Raw genomic sequence first — 19,254 nt, forward strand, 5'->3', positions numbered from 1 at the left:
CTCCGTGCCCAGCGTCTCCACGGCCTTATCGATCTGCTCGATCGTGGACATCCCGGTGGAGAGGATCACCGGCTTGCCGGTCTCGCGCAGCGCGGCCAGCAGCTCCAGGTCGGTCACCGAGGCGGAGGCGACCTTGTGGGTCAGCGCGCCGGCCTCTTCCATGAACGCGACCGAAGGAACATCCCACGGCGAGGCGAAGCAGTGCAGCCCGCGGTCGGCGGCGTGCGAGATCAGCTTCTGGTAGATCGGCATATCGAACTCCACCCGGTACCGGTAGTCCAGGTAAGTCATCTCGCCCCACGGGGTGGAGCGCATCTTGTCGCGCATGTCCGCCGGGGTGGAAATCTCCGGCGTGCGCTTCTGGAACTTCACCGCATTCGCACCGGCCTCGGCCGCGACGTCGATCAGCTGCTTGGCAATCTCGATGTCGCCGTTGTGGTTGATCCCGATCTCGCCGATCACGTAGACCGGCTGCCCTGCACCGACCTGCACGTCACCGATAGCGACGGGAGCCGGCGCACCGGCGGGAACGGTGTTCGAAACGGTAGCTTCAGTAGTCATGAGCTGCACTCTTTCTGTTGTTGCTGTGGCTTGTAGTTGGCGGCCGCGTTCGTCGTCGGCACCGCTTCGGGCAGCGAGGATGAGTTCACAGACCTCGCGGACTGCGCCTTCGCCGCCATGGCGCTGAAGCACAGTCCGTGCTGCAGCTTTGACCTCGGCGCGGGCGTCGCCCACAGCCACCGGCCAACCAACGACGCCCATGGCGGGCAGGTCGTTGACGTCGTTGCCCACGTAGGCAACCCGGTCGGGATCCAGCCGGTGGGCGGCCATCCAGCTGCGGACGGCTCCGGCCTTGTCCGCGACGTCCTGAAGGACGTCGATGCCGAGTTTGAGCGCCCGGGCACTGACCACCTTGTTCCGCTCGGTGGACAGAATCAGTTGGGGAATTCCGATGCTGCGCAGCCGGGAGATTCCCATGCCGTCTTCGCGGCTCACGCGGACAAATTCCTCGCCATCGGCATTCACGAAGGCGTGGTCGTCGGTGTGGACGCCGTCGAAGTCCATCACCAGGGCATCCACGTCCAGGCCGGCGGTCAGGGGCGTGGATGTCTGGTCGGCCAGCGCGCGGACCACGGCCAGGTCTTCCAGCGAGTCGATTTCGACGGCGTGCTCGGCGGGCACTTCCTGCAGCTTCAGCCGGCCGAAGAAGCGGTGCTTACGGGCCAGGAAACCCTCAGTACGCATGGCGTAGAAGGCACCGGTTTCCCGGTACTGGGGCGTGCGGTCCTGTCGGCGGGGGCGCACGTCGGCGCTGTGCCCGACGGCGGTGACGGCACCTTCGTCGTCGTGCATCCAATGGAACGCGTGGCTCTCGGTGACGGAGAAGGCAACGTCGGCGCGGTCCTCCAGCACGTCCAGCACGGCTTCGTTCAGGTGGCCCGGATCGATGAACGGCGAGGTGCACTGCATCAGGACCGTGACCGCCGGCGGCCGGGGCAGCGATGCGAGCACGTGGAGCACCGCGGACTCGCTGCTGGCGGTGTCGCCGGAGAGGTCCGCCGGGCGCATGACCACGCGGGCGCCGCAGCGTTCGGCTTCCGCGGCAATGTCCGGATGGTCGGTGGTGACCACGACGTCGGTCACCGCCGGGGCCGCCAGCGCGCTGTCGACGGCGCGGGCCACCAGGCTGCGGCCGGCCACGGGCTTCAGGTTTTTGAACGGGATCCCTTTGGAGCCGCCGCGGGCCGGGATGACGACCAGTACTTCCTGGGGGTCGGTGTAACTCATTGGAATCACGGTAGGAAGCGCCGGTAACGGCCCGGGGTGCCCAAGGTTACGGGAAGGCGAGCAACAGCGGACGTTTCACCCAACCCGCCCTACGGTTCCGCAGCTGTGGCCGATAGTGCGGCCGCCAGTACGCTGGGAGCATGCCCTGGCCCCGCTCTTCGCGCCGCAGACCGCTGCGCATTGTGGTGCCTAGCCGCAACGACCCGTTCCTCAGGCAGTTCACCGAACTGGTGGGCGGACCCCTGGGCCGGCACAGTGCCCCGGGCCTCGTCTCGCCCGGCTTCTTCACCGTTGAGCGCGTGCTGATCATCTTGACCACGTTCGCCGCGCTGCTCTCGGTCCTGGTCAAGACGCCCTGCCGGCTGACCGGGTGGGAGCTGCCGGACTACTTCTACATGGGCTGCTATTCGGACTGGCCGGTGCTGTTCGAAACCCGCGGGCTGGCCGAGGGCGTGGTGCCGTTCATCAGCGCGGGCAGTTCGTTTGAATACCCGGTCCTGCTGGGGCTGCTGGCCGGGGTGACGGCGTGGCTGGTGCCGGGCGAGGGCGTGTCTGCGGGCCGGGCCCTGGCCTATTTCGATATCAACGCCACGCTGGCGGCCGTGGCCTGGTTGGTCACGGTGATCGCCACGGCGCGCATGAGCCACCGGCGGCCTTGGGACGCAGCCATGGTGGCGCTGGCACCGGCAATCGTGCTGGCCGGCACGATCAACTGGGACCTGTGGGCCGCCATGCTGGCGGCCCTGGCGATGCTTGCCTTCGCACGGCGCCGGCCGGTCCTTGCCGGCGTGTTCATTGGCCTCGGTGCGGCGCTGAAGCTGTATCCGGTGCTGATCCTCGGAGCCATCCTGCTGCTGGCCATCCGCACCGGGCGCTACCGCCCGCTGGTCGCGTCCACCGCCGCCGCGGCTGCGGTCTGGCTGGCGGCCAACCTGCCGTTCATGCTGCGGGACTTCGGCGGCTGGTTCCATTTCCTGGACTACAGCCGGCAGCGCGAGGCCGGGTATTCGTCCATCTGGTACGCCTACAACCTGACGGCGCAGCGCCAGCAGCTGCCCGTCCTCACCCCGGAGTTCATCAATACCGCATCCTTCATGCTGTTCGCGGCGGCCTGCACAGGAATCACTGTGCTGGCCCTGGCCGCGCCGCGCCGCCCGCGGATGGCGTCGCTGGTGTTCCTGGTGGTGGCCGCGTTCGTGCTGACCAACAAGGTGTATTCGCCGCAGTTCGTGGTCTGGCTGGTGCCGCTGGTGGCGCTGGCCCATCCGCGCTGGCGGGACTTCCTGATCTGGCAGTTCTTCGAGGTGCTGCACTGGTGGGCCATCTGGATGCACCTGGGCCAGCTCACCAGTGGCGGCGAAGCAGTGCGGAACCTGGATGCGCCCTATTACGTGCTGGCCGTCCTGGCGCACATCACCGCAACGGCATACATCATGGCGAAGGTGGTCCGGGCCATTTGGCTGCCTGAGCATGATCCGGTCCGGCGCGTGGACACCGATGATCCCCAGGGCGGTGAGTTTGACGGCACTGCGGACAAGTTCGCCCTCCCGCTCCCGGGCCGCGTACCCGCGGCTCGGGCGGAACCGGCGCCCGGCGCAGGGGGCGCCGCAGCCGAATATTCTGCACACGGCATAGACCAGCTGCGGCCGTCCTCCCGGTGGCCGGGCATTGCCAGCGGGGACGCGGAGGGCACAAGGTTGAACAGAGAGCCGGAAGGGGAAGATCAATCGTGACGGACGTAGCGGTAGTCGGCGCCGGGCCGAATGGGTTGGCCGCGGCCGTGATCATGGCGCGGGCAGGCCTGGACGTCACGGTCTTCGAAACGGCCCCCACGCCCGGCGGCGGCGCGCGGACTCTGGAGCTGATGGAGCCCGGTCACTGGCACGACGTCTGCTCGGCGGTGCATCCGATGGCCGCAGCCTCCCTGTTCTTTCGCGAATTCGGGCTCGACCGGCGGATCCAACTGCTGGCGCCCGAGGTCTCCTACGGCCACGTGATCGACGGGGCAGCCGCGGCGGTGGCCTACCGCGATCTGGAACGGACCGTTGACGGATTGGGCGCCGACGGCGCCGCGTACCGGCAGCTGATGGAGCCGCTCGTGGCGCGGACCGACGCCCTGATGGAGTTCACCATGGACCAGCTGCTCCGCGTGCCTGCCCATCCGGTGACGGCCTTCCGGTACGGAATCCGGACCCTGGAGCAGGGCTCGCCCGCCTGGAACCTGCGTTTTAAGGAACAGTTCGCACCCGCACTGCTGACCGGAGTGGCTGCGCACACCCCGGGCGGCGTGCGGCGCCTATCGTCCGCAGGAGCCGGACTGATGCTCGGCGCGCTGGCGCATGCGGTGGGATTCCCCTTCCCTGCGGGCGGATCGCAGGCCATCATCGACGCCATGGTCCAGGACCTGCGGGCCCACGGTGGCCGGTTGGAGACCGAGCACCGGGTGGCGTCGCTGGCCGAGCTAACCGATGCCCGGGTGGTCATGCTGGACACTTCGCCCACGGAATTTCTTCGGTTGGCCGGCGGCCGGCTCCCGGCCCGTTACGCCCGAGCATTGCGGCACTTCAAGTACGGACCCGGCGCGGCCAAGGTGGACTTCATCTTGTCCGGACCGGTTCCATGGGCGCACCCGGAACTGCGCCGGGCCGGCACCGTGCACCTGGGCGGCACACGGCAACGGATGGCGGCGTCCGAGCGGGCCATTGCCCGGGGCCGGCATTCGGATGACCCGGTGATCCTGGCGGCACAACCGGCCGTGGTCGATCCCTCCCGGGCCCCCGCCGGCCGGCATGTGCTGTGGGCCTATTGTCACGTGCCGAACGGCTCCACCCGGGACATGGAGCCCGTGATCACGGCCGCGCTGGAACGGGCCGCGCCGGGGTTCACCGACCTGGTGGTGGAGTCGGCGAGCATGTCCGCGGCCGACTACGCAGCGTACAACCCCAGCTACGTGGGCGGTGACTTCGGCACCGGCGCGGTCACCCTGCCGCAGCTCGCTGCACGTCCGGTGCTCAGCCCCAAGCCCTGGCAGACCCCGCTGGACGGCGTCTACCTGTGTTCGGCCGGAACACCGCCGGGGCCCGGCGTGCATGGGATGGCCGGCTACCGCGCCGCCGCGCTCGCCCTGCAGACGCATTATGGGCTGGCTGTACCGCCCCTGCAGCCCTGAAGCCGTGGCCCGCGGAGCGGATCGAAGGCAAGATGGTGCCATGGATCCCGTAGCGGCCCTGAATGAAATAGCCTTCTGGCTGGAGCGCGAACTGGCGCCTACCTTCAAAGTGCAGGCGTTCCGGAAGGCGGCCGCCGTGGCTGCCGGGCTGGACCCCGACGAGCTGGCCGCGCGGGCGCGCAGCGGCCGGCTGAAGAGCATGAAGGGGATCGGGGCCAGCACTTTCGTCGTCATTCAGCAGGCGGTCGACGGCGAGGTCCCCGACTATCTGGTGAAGGTGCGGGAACGATCGGCTGAGCCGCTGGCCGAGGGCGGCCGCGAGCTGCACCAAGCACTCCGCGGTGATCTGCACAGCCACAGCGACTGGTCCGACGGAGGCTCGCCGCCGGCAGACATGGTCGACGCGGCGCGCTGGCTCGGCCGCGACTACCTGGCCCTGACAGACCATTCGCCGAACCTCAAGATTGCCAACGGCCTGAGCGCGGAGCGCCTGGCCAAGCAGCTTGACCTGGTGGCCCAGATCAATGCCGAGGCCGACGGTATCCGGGTCCTGACCGGCATCGAAGCAGACATGCTGGAGAGCGGCGAACTCGACCAAACACCCGAGATGCTGGATCGGCTGGACGTGGTGGTGGCCAGCGTCCACTCCAAACTGAGGTCGGACCGGGGCACCATGACCCGCCGGATGCTCGGCGCCATCAACAATCCGCGCACCAATGTGCTGGGCCACTGCACCGGGCGGCTGGTGAAGGGATCGCGGGGAACCCGGCCGCAATCGGAATTCGACGCCGAGCGGATCTTTGCCGCCTGCGCCGAGAACGGCGTCGCCGTCGAAATCAACTCCCGGCCGGAGCGGCAGGACCCGCCGGATGAACTGATCCACTTGGCGCTCGACGCCGGCTGCCTGTTCAGCATCGACAGCGACGCCCACGCGCCCGGCCAGCTGGATTTTCTCCACTATGGTGCGGAACGGGCCGCCAAAAACGGCGTCCCCGCCGAACGGATCATCACTACGTGGCCGGTGGAGCGTCTTCTGGAGTGGTGCAGCCAGGGGAGGTAAAGCGATTCTCGGCGGTTCTAGACGGGGCGGATTCCCGCCATGGGTCGGCTGCCCCCTTGGCGGCGAGTCGCATCGATTCGGCAGCCACCTTCGGGCCGGCATCAGCGGGCTAATCGTCTCGCTGCCTAGAGCGCACGCGCATTCACGTTTCATTGTCTGCTTGCCATCGGTCGGGGTGGGATGTGGGTTTGCCAGTAGGTGTTTCGCAGTGGGTGGCGGTCGGGGTCGATGTAGTCGGGAGGGGTGAACCAGGGGATGCCGTCGAGCACGTTGATTTCCCAGTTGCCTTGCTCAATCAGGTCGTGGTGGAGGCCGCAGAGGCAGACTCCGTTGTTGACGTCGGTGCGGCCGCCGGCCCACCAGGGCACGATGTGGTGTGCTTCGGTCCAGACTGCGGGCATGGTGCATCCCGGGAAGGCGCACCCTTTGTCCCGGATGAGCAGTGCCCGGCGGATCGCGCGGTTGAAGAACCGTTGCGACCGGCCCAGATCGAGGACTTCGCCGTTGGTGCCGAGGATAGCGGGGATGATTTCGGCATCGCAGGCCATTCGGCGCGCGGTTTTGGCCGAGATCGGGCCGTTGAATACTGCGCTTCCGCCGCCAGAGAGCAATCCGGCCAGCTGTTCGTAGCCGCTAGTGACCATCACTTGGGTGCGGTGCCCGCCGGAGTCCGGGAGTTGACCGGTGTTCAGGGCGATCCGGCAGGCACCGACCAGGCCGGCCAGAAGCTTCTGTGCCCTGGTGAAGCCATCCATTGCCTCGACGACCGCCGGATCGGCGTCGCCGTGGCTGTGTTCCGCTGACGCACGATCCTCCTCGTCGGCCAGCCCGGTGTTGCCCTTCGCGGTGCCCGCTGGGAATTCGCCTGAGCAATAGTCCTCAACGCTGGGAGCGTCGAACTCAGTGGTTCCGGCGGTGCTGTCGTCGGGGTCGTGGGTACTGTACCCGCCTTTATCCGTCGCTCCCGCGGTGCCGGCGGAGTTGCCGCCCGCTCCAGACGGCGCACCTTCGCTCGAGCTGTTGTCCTCGGCCTGTTCCACGGTGCTTTCGATGGCGTCGGATCGGATGCGTGGGTTCGCGGCGCTGTTCATCACCGTGGCGAGGGCTTCGTACTGGTCGTCGGTGGTGTTGATGACGAACTGGTGCAAGCCGCGCCGGCGTCCGCGGTAGAACATGCCCTGCCGGGACCGCAGTTCCTCGTCCGAGGGCTCGGCACCGTCCTGATCGACAGCTGTTTCCCAGGTCTTCGCGACAATCGCCAGCGTGTCGGCGTCGCTCTCGGCAGCCTGCCGGACCAGCGACGACTCCATCGCCTCCAGCGTCGTGGGATCGGCGGCGTGGCGGGCACGGGCGATCGAATCGGTGACCAGGGCCGCGGCGTTGGCGCTGATTTCGCCGGCGGCCATCGCCTCAGCCAGCATCGGCAGCGCCGGGGCGCCGGGTTCACCGTCGAACCGCACCGGCGCGGTCACCACGGCTCCGACCCGCAGCCGTCGCCGCGCTTCGACGATGCCGATCCCCAGCCGGGAGCGCAGATATTCGGCGTTGTTCCGGAACTCGGTCTTACGCCGGCTCTGTTGCTGTTTCGGACCCGCGCCGCCCGACCCCGCTGGCTCAAGGCTTTGGGCGTTGTCGAGAGCGCCGCCGGCGTTGTTTCCGGGGCCGACGATAGAGGCAGCCGGGTCCGCCCACCCTGCCGCACCGGCTGCATTAGCCGCCTCCGCAAAGGCACCAGGCCTGGCCGCGGTTTCCCCGTTCGAAGCGATGTCCGCACGCTCCACCGCCTGGGCTCCTACGGCCTGCAGGAACTCCACAACCTTCGAAACTTCCTCGACCGCCGCTACCGTGTTGGCCAGTTCCCGCCTGCTCAGCGAACCGGACCCGGCCGTGAAGCACGCGGCGACATCCTGCAGCACGGCGCGCGCGCCGGAGAGAGCTTCCTCCATCTCCCCGGTCCGGTCCAACGGTGCGAGCGTCATAGCACAATTTTATTCGCACACACATTCGACCCACCAGCGAATCAGCCTAATGTGTAGGGGTAGTGGGGCGCCCCAAGCCACAGACAAACGGCATGAAGTCGTTTCGGTAGGACCACCACTGCCCTCATTGGAATGAAGCTGGCCGACGAACCGCGCTGCTGTGCTTACCGGGTCGCCCCCTGCGCAGGCGCCTGCGTGGCGGGGACGGTGCTCCGCGGTGCCGAGAGCCGGCCGTCGCGCATGGTGGCCACGGCATCCGTGAGCGGAATGAATTCAGTGTCGTGGGTGACCATGACGGTGGCAACGTCGAATTCCCGGGTGATCTGGACCAGCAACCGCACCACGGCCTCGGAGCGCTCGTGATCAAGCGCCGCCGTCGGCTCATCGACCAACAGCACCCGTGGACTGCCCATCAGCGCCCGCGCGATGTTGACCCGCTGGCGCTGGCCGCCGGAGAGCTGGTGCGGGCGGCGGTGGGCCGCTTCGGAAAGTCCCACGATGTCCAGCAGCTCCAAGCCACGGGAGCGGGCGTCCCGCGGTTTGCCGCCGCGCAGGTGGGCTCCGATCTGGAGTTGTTCCAGTGCGGTCAGCGAGGCCAGCAGGTTGGGCTGCTGGAAGACAATCCCCACCTTGCGCCGGCGCAGTTCGGCCGACTCCTTCAGGCTCAGGGCCGTGGCATCCACCCCGTCCACCAGCACGACGCCGGCGGTGGGCCGGATGAGCGTGGCGGCGACCGCCAGCAGGGAGGACTTCCCGGAACCGGACGGACCGGCCAACGACGTCAGGGTGCCGGCCGGAACCTGCAGGTCCACCTGGTCCAGGGCCTTGGTGGTGCCGTCGCCGTCGGGGTAATCAAGTGTGACGTTGAGAAGACTGAGTGCATGTGTCATGGGGCTGTTCCTTCGGGGAGTGGGGGCCGGGCCTGAAAGCCGCGGAGGCCGATGCGGCGGTTGCGCTACGGAGCGCCTGAATGATGCGGCGGTTGCGCTACGCAGCGCCTGAATGAGGGCCGGGAAGTGTCAGCTGCCGCCCAGCGCCGTCAACGGGTTCACCCGCGTCACCCGGCGGACCGCCAGCACGGCACCAGCCATGCCGAGGACCACCATCCCGGCGATCGGCAGCAGGGTGCTGGCGGGGGAGAGCAGGAACGGTGCGGCCCGGGAAGCAAAGACTCCGCCCAGCACTCCGGCGCCGCCGCCGACCGCCGCACCGGCGGCCAGAACCACGAAGGCCTGCGTCAGTGCATCGCGGAGCAGGTAGGAGTCGGAGCTGCCCATGGCTTTGAGCACGGCGATGTCCCGCGTCCGCTGAATGGTCCACACGGTCAGGAAGGCCACGATGACCAAGGCGGAAATGCCGTAGAGGAAGCCCTGCATCAGCATCAGGGATCCGTTTTCGCTCTGGTAGGAGCCCAACGCCTGGAAGGCTCCGGTGACCGAGGTGGTGGTGGTGTCGGCGGCCTGGTTGGCGGCCGCCGCGGCCGCTCCGGACGGATCGCCGTCGGAAAGTCGGGCGGCAACAGCGGTGGCGATCGGGCCATCGGCTGCACCGCCGTCGTTGATGTGGGCCACCTGCTGCCACTTGGCCAGCGAGGTCCACACCACCGGTGTGTGGGAGTACCACTGGTCGTCGACGACGGCCGAGACTTCCAGCTCCCGTCCGGCCAGCTGCACCGTATCGTCCACTGCCGCGCCCAGGTGGTCGGCCGCGGTCCGACTCAGCACCAGAGACGTGTCGGTCACGGGTGCGGGGGCCAGCGCGCCGCCGGGCTCGACGCCGAAGACCGCCACGTTGGTGCTGCCGGTCGCGCTCAACCGGCTCTGACTGATGCCGAGCGGCTCCGCATATTCCACGCCGGCTGCCTGCTGCCAGGTGTGCAACTGCTCGTGGCTGATCTGGGACTCCGTGAACGAGGCGGCGGGGCTGTTGCCGGCGGCCGAGCCGAAGACGACGGCGTTGGCTTTGCCGTCCGAGTCCAGCTGCCGGATGGCAGACACGGACTGGTTTCCCAGCCCGGCGGTCAGCCCGGACAGCATCACCAGCAGCAACGTAATCAGGGCCACCACGGTGCCCATGAGGAGGAAGCGGCCCTTTGCGAACCGGATATCCCGAAGTGCCAGGAACACGATTGGTCCTACTTTCATTGCTTGAGTGCCCCGTTTTCCGGGCTTGTTCCAGCGTCCCGCGCAGGGCGTGCGCGCACATCGGGTGGGTGGTTGATCCGCGGCCGGCAGGAGGTTGAGCTGCCGGTCAACCGATCGGTTGATGTCCGCAGTATTGAACCTCGGTACGCTGAGGACCATGCCTGCCCAGCCCCGTCCGCAAGACCGAACCGGTGCACCGCGGAACGGGACCGGCCGGACCGGAACGGCGGACGCGTTCCCGGCGGAGGCAATCCCGGCGGAGTCGCTGCGGGAGGAAGCCGCTCCGGCCGGCCAACTGGTACTCCGGATCCTGCGCGTGGGCCTGCACGTAGGATTTGCCGGCCTGCTCGGCATCGCGATCGCCGCGACGCTAGCCGCCGATCCGGCCAGTCCGGGCAGTCATCTGGCCGCCGCCCTGGGCGTGCTGCTGGCGGGGCTGTACCTGGCCGGGACGGTCTGGGAAAACCGCCGCAGCGCTGCCGGAACCGGCCGGGACCTCAAGCGTTACGCCCCGTGGTGGCTGGCCCTGGTCACGCTGCTGTGGGCCTGCCTGGTGCTGCTGAGCGGAAACTTCGTCTGGCTGGCCTTCCCGCTCTTTTTCCTCCACCTGCACATCCTGCGCACCGCACATGCCGTGGTTGCCGTCGCCGTCCTCACCGGCCTGGTGATCGCCTCCCAGTGGTGGCACGCCGACAGGCTGGAAGCGGCCATGCTGATTGGACCGGTGGTCGGGGCGGTCTTCGCGGTGTTCATGGGCATGGCCTACCGGGCGCTCTACCTGGACGCGCGGAACCAGCGGCTGGCCCTGGTCGAACTGCGCCGGACCCGCGCGGAACTGGCCAGGTCCCAGCACGAAGCCGGCGTGCTGGCCGAGCGCGGCCGGCTGGCCAGCGAAATCCATGACACGCTGGCCCAGGGCCTCTCAAGCATTGTGCTGCTGTCCCGCGGCGCCGCCAGCGCGCTGGACGCGGGGCAGCCTGAGACCGCGGCGGAACGGATCCGGCTGGTGCAGTCCACCGCGGCCGACAACCTGGCGGAGGCCCGGCGGTTCGTCCGCGGCCTCTCCTCTCCCCAGCTCGACCCGGAGCTCGACGTGCAGCCCGACACTCGACCCGACACTCGGCACGACGCGCGTCCCGACACTCAACCCGGCGCGCAACCCAACCCGCAACCCAGCCCGCAGCCCGGCGGCATTGCCAGCGCGCTGGTGCCCAGCCTGCAGCGGTTGTGCGCGGCGACGGAAAGCCAGGCCGCCGGGTCCGGCCGCCCGCTGCGCTGCCGCTTCGCGCTGGACGGCAGGCCGGTCCCGCTGCCGCCGGCCTGCGAGGTGCTGCTGCTGCGGGCCTGCCAGGCGAGCTTGGCCAACGTGCTGGAACACGCGGGGGCCAGCACCGCCGTCGTTACTTTGGGTTTCATGGCGGACGCGGTCACCGTGGATATTTACGACGACGGAGCCGGCTTCGACCCCTCGGCCGCCGGTCCGCGGGAGGACGGCACCGGGTTCGGGCTGCGCTCGCTTGCCGAGCGTGCCGCCGCGCTTGGCGGGACAATGGCGGTTGAATCGGCCCCCGGAGAGGGCACCGTGGTGGCCGTCCGCCTGCCGCTGCCCGTCTCCGGCCGAGAGGAGCGGCCGTGAACGGGATCAGGGTCCTGCTGGTGGATGACCATCCGGTGGTCCGCGCCGGCCTGCGCGCGATGCTGGCGGACTTCGACGGCATCTCGGTTTCCGCCGAGGCGTCGGACGGCGCGGCCGCCCTGCGCGAACTGGACCGGCTGGACGCCCTGCGCGAACCGGTGGATCTGGTCCTGATGGACCTGCAAATGGGAACCGGGATGGACGGCGTGACCGCCACGGCCCGGATCGCCGGGCGCGCCGCCGAGGGGAAGACGGCGCCGCCGGTGCTGATCCTGACCACCTATGACACCGACGCGGACATTCTGGCGGCGGTGGAGGCCGGCGCCAGCGGCTACATGCTCAAGGACGCCCCGCCGGAGCAGATCCGCGAGGCGGTGCTGACGGCCGCGGCCGGCCGCACCGCGCTGGCGCCGGAGGTTGCCGCCCGCCTAATGGGCAGGATCCGCAGCCCGCAGCCGGCCCTGAGTGCGCGCGAGGTGGAACTGCTGGAGCTGCTGGCCACCGGGATGGGCAACCGCGCCATTGCCCGGCAGTTGTTCATCTCCGAGGCAACGGTCAAGACCCACCTGGTCCACATCTACGCGAAGCTCGGCGTGGAGAACCGGACGGCCGCGATCGCCGAGGCGGTCAAACGGCGGATCATCCGAACGCCGTGAAGCGGCGGCTGCCGGTCAGTCCGCCCGCCGCCAGGCAGCGATCCGGCCGCCGGTCAGTCCGCCCGCCGCCAGGCAGCGATCCGGCCGCCGGAAGTCCGCCCCCGGAAGTCCGCCCCCGGCAGTCCGCCCGCCGCCGGTGATCGCCCTTCGCGAACACCCCGGCCGCCTCGCGGCCCGTCCGGTGAATCCGTTCCCAACGAAATCAACGCGTCCTGGGCGCACCGCCGGCGGACGGTCCCGAGCGAAGCCGCGGTACGCCCTGCAAAAATCCACAACTTGGCTATGGTGCTAAGTATGCTGAACAATTTTTCGAAGGCGGCCTTGGCGGTGCTGGTCATGCTGCTGATGTGTTCCTGTGGCCTACAGCTGCCTGCGGATCCGGAAGGAACGCTGGACCGGATCAGCAACGGGACCCTCAGAGTAGGCGTCTCGCACAACCCGCCTTGGACGGCAGTCCACACGGGGCAGGACCCCGCGGGCCGGGAGGCAGACCTGGTACGGCAATTCGCCGCCGGCCGCGGAGCAACGATCGAGTGGACAGCCGCCGGCGAGGAGTCGCTGATGGGGCAACTGGAACGCGGCGAACTTGACCTGGTCATCGGCGGTCTAACGAAGAAGTCGCCGTGGTCGGACAAGGCCGCCCTGACCCAGCCCTACGCTGAGGGCCGTGCTCCTGACGGAGACAAGGAGGAATACGTCATGGCTTCCCGGATGGGAGAAAACGCCTTCCTGCGGGCATTGGAAAAGTTTCTTCTCGACCGGAAGGAACAGGGATGAACACCAGGTTTGGCCGCACCGAGTTGCCCGGCCAGCAGGAAGCAGCCCTGCGGCGCGCCCTTAAACTCCAGTGGACCACCCTCGCCGTCCTGGCCGTCTCGGTCACTCTGGTCTTTCTGGTGATGGGCAATTCACAGGCGATGAAGGCGGCCTGGATTGAAGACATGCTCTCCTTCGCGCCACCCATTGCGTTCCTGCTGGCAATGAAGATCATCAACAGGCGGCCCACCCAGAAGTACCCCTATGGCTACCACCGGTCGACCGGGATCGCACACTTAGTTGCAGCGGTGGCTCTGTGCACCATGGGCGCCTTCCTGGTGATCGATTCCGGCATCGGCCTGCTGAAAGGGGAGCACCCGCCGATCGGCTCGGTCCAATTGTTGGGCCACACCATCTGGCTCGGCTGGCTCATGATCGCCGTGATGGCAGTGACAGCCGTGCCGCCGGTACTGCTCGGCCGCGCCAAGGAAAAACTAGCCGAGCAACTGCACGACAAGGTCCTCTATGCCGATGCGGACATGAACAAGGCGGACTGGATGACAGCGGTCGGCTCCATCGTCGGGGTCGCCGGGATCGGGATCGGCCTGTGGTGGGCCGATGCCGCTGCGGCACTGTTCATCGCCGGCGGCATCCTTCGCGACGGATACAAGAACATGCGCGGTTCCATCACCGACCTGATGGACACCCGGGCCACCACCTACGATGACGCGGAGCCCGATCCGCTGATCGAGCGCATCGAGGATTACCTTCGCCAGCTGGAATGGGTTGAAGAATCCGGCGCCCGCGTCCGGGACCAGGGCCATGTGTTGCACGCCGAAGCTTTCGTGGTTCCCCGCGACGGCCACCTCCCGTCGGTCAAGGTCCTCGAAGAGGCCAGAGACGCTTGCATCGATCTGCACTGGATGATCCAGGACATTGTCCTGGTGCCGGTCTCCGAGCTGCCCGAGGAAGCGGGCGGAGCGTCGGAGCGCCAGTCCGAGCGAAACCTTTGACCATGCGATGGGGCGGTCCCGGCTGCACCGTATATCGTGCAGAGGGGCGGCTTCCCTTGCTGCCAAGAGCTAACGACGGCGGTGTACGGCTGCCGCGAGGAGGTACAGATGCGTCTGGGAACAGTACGGCGGAACGGCACCACGCAGGCTTTCCGGCAGGACGGCGGGAGCACGGTGTACCTGCCGGCCAAAGACGTGGGCGAGCTGCTGCAGCGCGACGACTGGCGCACCCTCGCTGGCGAACCGGGCCCGGCGCCCCAGCATTCGGAGCTGGAAATGCCGATCTTGCGCCCGGGCAAAATCCTGTGCGCGGGCCTGAACTACTACGCGCATGCCGAAGAAGTGGGCCAGGACGTCCCGAAGTACCCCACCATCTTCACCAAGTACGCCAACGCGCTGGTTGGCCCGACCGACGATGTGGTGCTGCCGACCGCCAGCAGCAAGATCGACTGGGAGGCCGAACTGACCCTGGTGATCGGCTCCCGGGTCCGGCAGGCCGACGAGGCCGCCGCCCGCGCGGCGATCGCCGGTTACACGGTGATGAACGACGTCTCGGTGCGCGACTGGCAGGGCCGCACCTCGGAGTGGTTCCAGGGCAAGAACTGGGACCGGATGACGCCGGTGGGCCCCGTCGTCGTCACCGCGGATGAGCTGGATCCGGAAGCCGGGCTGGCGGTGGAATGCGAACTGGACGGCGTCACCAAGCAGTCGGGCAACACCTCGGACCTGATTTTCTCCTGCGCCAAGCTGGTGGCCTATGTCAGCGAGTTCATGACCCTGGAGCCCGGCGACCTGCTGGCCACCGGGACGCCCGCCGGCGTGGGATTGGCCCGGAAGCCGCGCGAATGGATCCCCGCCGGTGCGGAAATGGTGACGCGGATCGAGGGGATCGGCGAGCTGCGCAACCACTGCGTGCCCGAAGAACACAGCTGAAACGTCGCATTTGCCGGAGCCGCGGCTTAGGATCAAAGCGTGACACAAACCCGGCTGTACGGGCGTGATGATGAGGTGGCGCAGTGGCGCGACCTCGCCACAGCCGTGGAAGCCGGTCACAGCATTGAACTGACGGTCAGCGGTCCGTCTGGAGTCGGCAAGACCACGGTGTTGGAAACGCTGTGCGCGGATGCCTCCGCACGTGGCTGGAAGCTGCTGCGCGCCGCCGGCGCAGCCCGCCGCTCGCTGCCCGGTTCCATGTTCTGGCAGTGGTTCGCGCCGCTGGCCCAGCAGATGCCGGACCACGGCCCGCCGTTCGACGGGCAGGGCAGGGTGTTGCATTCGTTCCTGACCTCGGCCGGCGGTCCGCTGCACAAGGATGCCCTGACCTATTCCGCGTCCTGGGTACTGCGCTCGCTGGCCCAGGAGGCCCCGGTGATCGCCATGGTGGACGACGCGCAGTGGCTGGATGAACTTTCGCTGCAGTCGCTCTCGGACATGGGGGTGCTGCTAATCGGGGCCCCGCTGCTGATCGTGCGCGGGGTGCGCACCGGCCAGGGCGCCGAACGCGGTGACGGGATCCGGACGGACACCTTGCTGCTGGATGGGCACGACGGCGGCGCCCGGCACGGTGCGCCTCGCCCCGCCACCACGGGTCCCGGCGCCACCCGCCCCGACGGGCGGGTGCACTGGCCGTTGGAACCGCTGGACCACCGGGCGGTGGCGGAATGGGCTGCCCATCGGATGCCCGCGCTGGATCCCGCGGAGGCGGCACGCATCCATGCGGCGGCGGGAGGAATGCCGTTCTACGTCCAGGAGATCCTGGAGCGCGGCCTGGAGGTCGGTACCGGCAGGGCCAGCGCCGAGGCAGCTGTGCTGGAAGACCGCCTCGGCGGGCTCTCGGCGGAGGAGCGGATGGTGCTGGACGCCGTCGTCGTGCTGGGGGAGGACGCCAGCCAGCAGCTTCTGGCGCGGATGACCGGGCTGCCCACCGACGCCGTCGCCCCGGTGCTGAAACGGCTGGCCGCGGCGCGTTTTCTGAGTTCGGTGCGCCCCCGGCCGCGGATCCAGCATGCGCTGGTGGCCGAGGCAGTGCTCGCCTCGCTGGAGCCGGAACGCCGGGCGGAACTGCACGGCCTGGCGGCCGCCACGTTGAGGGCACACGGGAGCGAGGCAGCCGTTGTGGCGGGACATTTCTTGGCCACCTCGCCAGGCGCTGATCCCGCTGCGGCCGAAATCCTGCTTGATGCCGCCGGCGGCGCCCGCCGCTCCGGCTCCTGGGAACTCGCTGTCCGGTTGGTCGGGCGGGCGATGGCCGAAGACCGGCTGCCGGCCGAGCTGCGGCGGAGAGTCCTGATTGAAGCCGCGCTGGCCTACCAGGCGGCCGACCGTATCAAAGAAGCCGCGGAGTTCGGGCGCCGGGCACTGGCGATGACCGAGGGAACGCGGGCCCGGGTAGAGCTGTTGATGGATTTTGCCGAGGCCCAGTACGCGATCAACCGGGTGGAGGAAAGTTCGCGCTGCTACAGCCAGGCGCTGGAGGAACTGGAGAAGGACGCGGAACCGGACACCGAGTTGCGGCGCCGCGTCATTGCGCAGGCCACCGGGGCGGGCTTCCAGCAGTTGCAGTTTGCGTCGCAATTCGGCCAGGAATTGGCGGACATCCTGGCCCAGGACCCGGCCGAGGACGGCCCCAGCGACCGCATGCTGCTCATCCAGGAGGCCCTGCGGCTGAGCGTGACCGGAGCGGATGCCAAGCGCAGCGGTGAACTGGCGCTGCGCGGTTATGCCGGCGGAAAGCTCCTCGCCGAGGTCGGCGCGGAATCCAACATCATCAACTATGCAACGGGCGCACTCAACGGCTCGGAACAGGATGCCGCCGCGTTGGAGCTGCTGGATGCGGCAATCGCCGAGGCACGGGCCAACTCGTCGCCGATGGCCAACGCCACGCTGAGCTACTGTCGCGGAGCCATCCACCTCAACCGGGGACGGCTGCGGCTGGCCCAGATGGACCTGGAAACCGCCATGCAGGCGGCGGACGCCGGCTGGCGAACGTACTTGGAAGTGGCCTGCGTGACGCTGGCCGAGATCTACATTGCCCGGGACGATCTGGCCGCCGCCGACGCCCTGTTGAAGCGGGTGCCGCTGGAGGAAGAACGCGTGCCGCTGGTCCAGGCCATGGCCCTGCAGCTGTACGGAGTGGTCACCGCCGGGCATGGTGAGCACCAGGAGGCCCTGGAGTTCTTCTCCGCGGCGATGGACCTGGACGCAGGCCTGGGCCCCACGTTGAGTCTGTGGACGCGCAGCACCATCGAATCCGCCGCGCGCGCCGGGCAGACCGAATACGCCGCCGCGGTGGCCGCCGAGCTGCTGCAGGAGGTCCGGTCCTTCGGCGCTCCCCGCCTGATCGGCACGGTGCTGCGGCTCGCCGCGCTGGCCCAGCCCGGCCGGACCGCCGTGGTCATGCTGCGGGAGGCCATCGCGCTGCTGGAGGCGCACGAAGGCCGGTACCAGCTGGCCCTTGCCTTGGCGGATCTGGCGGAGACCTGCCTGCAGTCCGCGCAGGCCGACGACCTGCAGGTGTTCCGCACCGAGGCGCTGGCCGCCGCACGGAAGTCCTTGGTGCTGGCCAACCGGATCGGCGCCGCCGCGGTATCGCGCCGCATGACGCGGCTGCTGGCCCAGCAGGACTCCCACCTGCCGCTGATCGCGGAGAACAAGGCGGACCGGCTGACGCCGGCCGAGTACCGGGTCTGCGCGCTGGCGGCTAAAGGACTCACCAACCGCAAGATCGCCGCCGAACTGTTCATCACCATCAAGGCCGTGGAGTGGCACCTGTCCCGCTCCTTCGCGAAGCTGGAAATCAGCTCACGCAAGGCCCTGCCCACCGTGATGGACCCGCAGGACTAAGTACAGCCCAGCCGGCAAGTGGCCGGCGGGACGCGCAACCGACAACGCCACCAGACAACCACCAGCTCAAGGAGGGCACATGCGGGTTTCCGTACTGCACGAGGCGGGCCTGCCCCGTCCGTACAGCGAATCCAGGCCGCTGGTCATCGAAGATCTGGACACTCCGATGCCAAGGCGCGGCGAGGTCGGCGTCGACATCAGCTATTCCAGCCTCTGCCACTCGGACCTTTCCGTGGTCGACGGCAGCCGGGTGCGCCCCTTGCCGATGGCACTTGGGCATGAAGCCGTTGGCCGCATCGCCAGCATCGGGGAAGGCGTGGACGATGTGCGGATCGGCGACCATGTGGTGTTGGTTTTCGTTCCCAGTTGCGGGCAGTGCCGCACCTGTCTGGCCGGCCGGCCGGCGCTGTGCGACCGCGCCGCCGAGGCGAACGGCAGCGGCGACCTGCTGCACGGCCAGGCGCTGCTGCGTTCTGCCGACGGCGGCAGGATCAACCACCACCTGGGCGTCTCCGCGTTCTCGGATCACGCGGTGGTCGCGCGGGAGTCGGTGGTGGTGGTCGACGAGGACATCCCGGACGAGGTGGCGGCCATGTTCGGGTGTGCCGTCCTGACCGGCATGGGCGCGGTGATCAACACGGCGCAGGCAGAAGCCGGGCAGACGGTGGCAGTTTTTGGGCTGGGGGCCGTGGGACTGGCATCGGTGATGGCAGCCAGGATTTCAGGGGCCGCGGATGTCATTGCGATCGATCCAAATACTGCCAAGCATGCCGTGGCATTGAAGGCCGGTGCCACCGCGGTGGGGACGCCGGAAGAAGCCGCCGCGCTGGCAGCAAAGGCGGCTGGCGGCGTCGACATTGCCATCGAAGCCGCCGGCTCCGCCCGCGTGCTGGCCGGCTGCCTGGAGGTCACCAATCGGGGAGGCGCCGTCGTCGCCGTCGGCCTCCCGCATCCCTCGCAGGAACTCAGCGTGCCGGCCCTGCAATTCGCCGGCATGGGCAAGCGCCTCCTCGGCTCCTACATGGGCGACGCGATTCCGAGGCGCGACATTCCCCGCTACCTCGGGTACTGGCGCGAGGGCCGGCTTCCCGTCGAACTGCTGCACACGGACACCTACCCGCTGGACCAGATCAACGAAGGCCTCGAAATCAACGAAGGCCTCGAAGCCCTGGCGCAAGGGCAGGTTGTCCGGAGGCTCTTTAAGGCCTGA

General features: G+C 68.6%; 14 protein-coding genes and 1 pseudogene. 10 read left to right on the forward strand and 5 right to left on the reverse strand.

The genetic code is table 11. The features are described from left to right. Together AB0N75_RS10075 and AB0N75_RS10080 are read right to left on the reverse strand one after the other, a co-directional pair. Positions 1–561 (reverse strand): N-acetylneuraminate synthase family protein (locus AB0N75_RS10075; RefSeq protein ID WP_364649529.1); only part of this gene is annotated, 561 nt, incomplete at its 3' end. 126 nt (positions 562–687) lie between these two features. Then, positions 688–1,788, reverse strand: a pseudogene (locus AB0N75_RS10080) (acylneuraminate cytidylyltransferase); the annotation flags it as partial. 140 nt (positions 1,789–1,928) lie between these two features. Here AB0N75_RS10080 and AB0N75_RS10085 point away from each other — a divergent pair. From AB0N75_RS10085 to AB0N75_RS10095, 3 genes are read left to right on the forward strand one after another with little or no spacing between them, the layout of a single operon-like run. Beyond that, positions 1,929–3,521 (forward strand): glycosyltransferase 87 family protein, encoded by a 1,593-nt coding sequence (locus AB0N75_RS10085; protein ID WP_364648808.1) that lies wholly within the window; start codon positions 1,929–1,931, stop codon positions 3,519–3,521. Then, a complete protein-coding gene (locus AB0N75_RS10090) occupies positions 3,518–4,957 on the forward strand; it encodes an NAD(P)/FAD-dependent oxidoreductase (RefSeq protein ID WP_364648811.1) in 1,440 nt (479 codons plus the stop codon). Before AB0N75_RS10085 ends, AB0N75_RS10090 begins: the two co-directional genes overlap by 4 nt. Positions 4,958–4,997: 40 nt before the next feature. Then, entirely contained in the window at positions 4,998–6,017 is a 1,020-nt protein-coding gene (locus AB0N75_RS10095) for a PHP domain-containing protein (RefSeq protein WP_364648814.1), read from the forward strand. Between the two features lie 149 nt (positions 6,018–6,166). Here AB0N75_RS10095 and AB0N75_RS10100 read toward each other — a convergent pair whose 3' ends face one another. The 3 genes from AB0N75_RS10100 to AB0N75_RS10110 form a co-directional block, all read right to left on the reverse strand. Next, a complete protein-coding gene (locus tag AB0N75_RS10100) occupies positions 6,167–7,996 on the reverse strand; it encodes a DUF222 domain-containing protein (protein WP_364648817.1) in 1,830 nt (609 codons plus the stop codon). Positions 7,997–8,160: 164 nt separating this feature from the next. After that, positions 8,161–8,886 (reverse strand): ABC transporter ATP-binding protein, encoded by a 726-nt coding sequence (locus AB0N75_RS10105; RefSeq protein ID WP_364648820.1) that lies wholly within the window; start codon positions 8,884–8,886, stop codon positions 8,161–8,163. A gap of 129 nt (positions 8,887–9,015) precedes the next feature. Continuing rightward, a complete protein-coding gene (locus AB0N75_RS10110; protein ID WP_364649532.1) occupies positions 9,016–10,122 on the reverse strand; it encodes an FtsX-like permease family protein in 1,107 nt (368 codons plus the stop codon). A gap of 175 nt (positions 10,123–10,297) precedes the next feature. Between AB0N75_RS10110 and AB0N75_RS10115 the strand changes: the two genes are divergently transcribed. From AB0N75_RS10115 to AB0N75_RS10145, 7 genes are all read left to right on the forward strand, one after another. Beyond that, a complete protein-coding gene (locus tag AB0N75_RS10115; protein ID WP_364648823.1) occupies positions 10,298–11,776 on the forward strand; it encodes a sensor histidine kinase in 1,479 nt (492 codons plus the stop codon). Beyond that, positions 11,773–12,432 (forward strand): response regulator transcription factor, encoded by a 660-nt coding sequence (locus AB0N75_RS10120; RefSeq protein WP_364648826.1) that lies wholly within the window; start codon positions 11,773–11,775, stop codon positions 12,430–12,432. The genes AB0N75_RS10115 and AB0N75_RS10120 overlap by 4 nt, the downstream gene beginning before the upstream one ends. A 294-nt stretch (positions 12,433–12,726) precedes the next feature. Beyond that, a complete protein-coding gene (locus AB0N75_RS10125; RefSeq protein WP_364648829.1) occupies positions 12,727–13,209 on the forward strand; it encodes a transporter substrate-binding domain-containing protein in 483 nt (160 codons plus the stop codon). Then, positions 13,206–14,201: a cation transporter gene (locus AB0N75_RS10130; RefSeq protein ID WP_364648832.1), complete on the forward strand. Its 996-nt coding sequence runs from the start codon at positions 13,206–13,208 to the stop codon at positions 14,199–14,201. Before AB0N75_RS10125 ends, AB0N75_RS10130 begins: the two co-directional genes overlap by 4 nt. 108 nt (positions 14,202–14,309) lie before the next feature. Beyond that, positions 14,310–15,134 carry a fumarylacetoacetate hydrolase family protein gene (locus AB0N75_RS10135; protein WP_364648835.1) on the forward strand — a complete coding sequence of 275 codons (825 nt, stop codon included), beginning with the start codon at positions 14,310–14,312 and terminating at the stop codon, positions 15,132–15,134. Between the two features lie 39 nt (positions 15,135–15,173). Beyond that, positions 15,174–18,044, forward strand: a complete 2,871-nt coding sequence (locus AB0N75_RS10140) for an AAA family ATPase (protein WP_364648838.1) — start codon at positions 15,174–15,176, stop codon at positions 18,042–18,044. 79 nt (positions 18,045–18,123) lie between these two features. Next, a complete protein-coding gene (locus AB0N75_RS10145) occupies positions 18,124–19,254 on the forward strand; it encodes an alcohol dehydrogenase catalytic domain-containing protein (RefSeq protein ID WP_364648841.1) in 1,131 nt (376 codons plus the stop codon).

The organism is Arthrobacter sp. NPDC089319 (assembly GCF_040684925.1).
GTDB lineage: Bacteria > Actinomycetota > Actinomycetes > Actinomycetales > Micrococcaceae > Crystallibacter.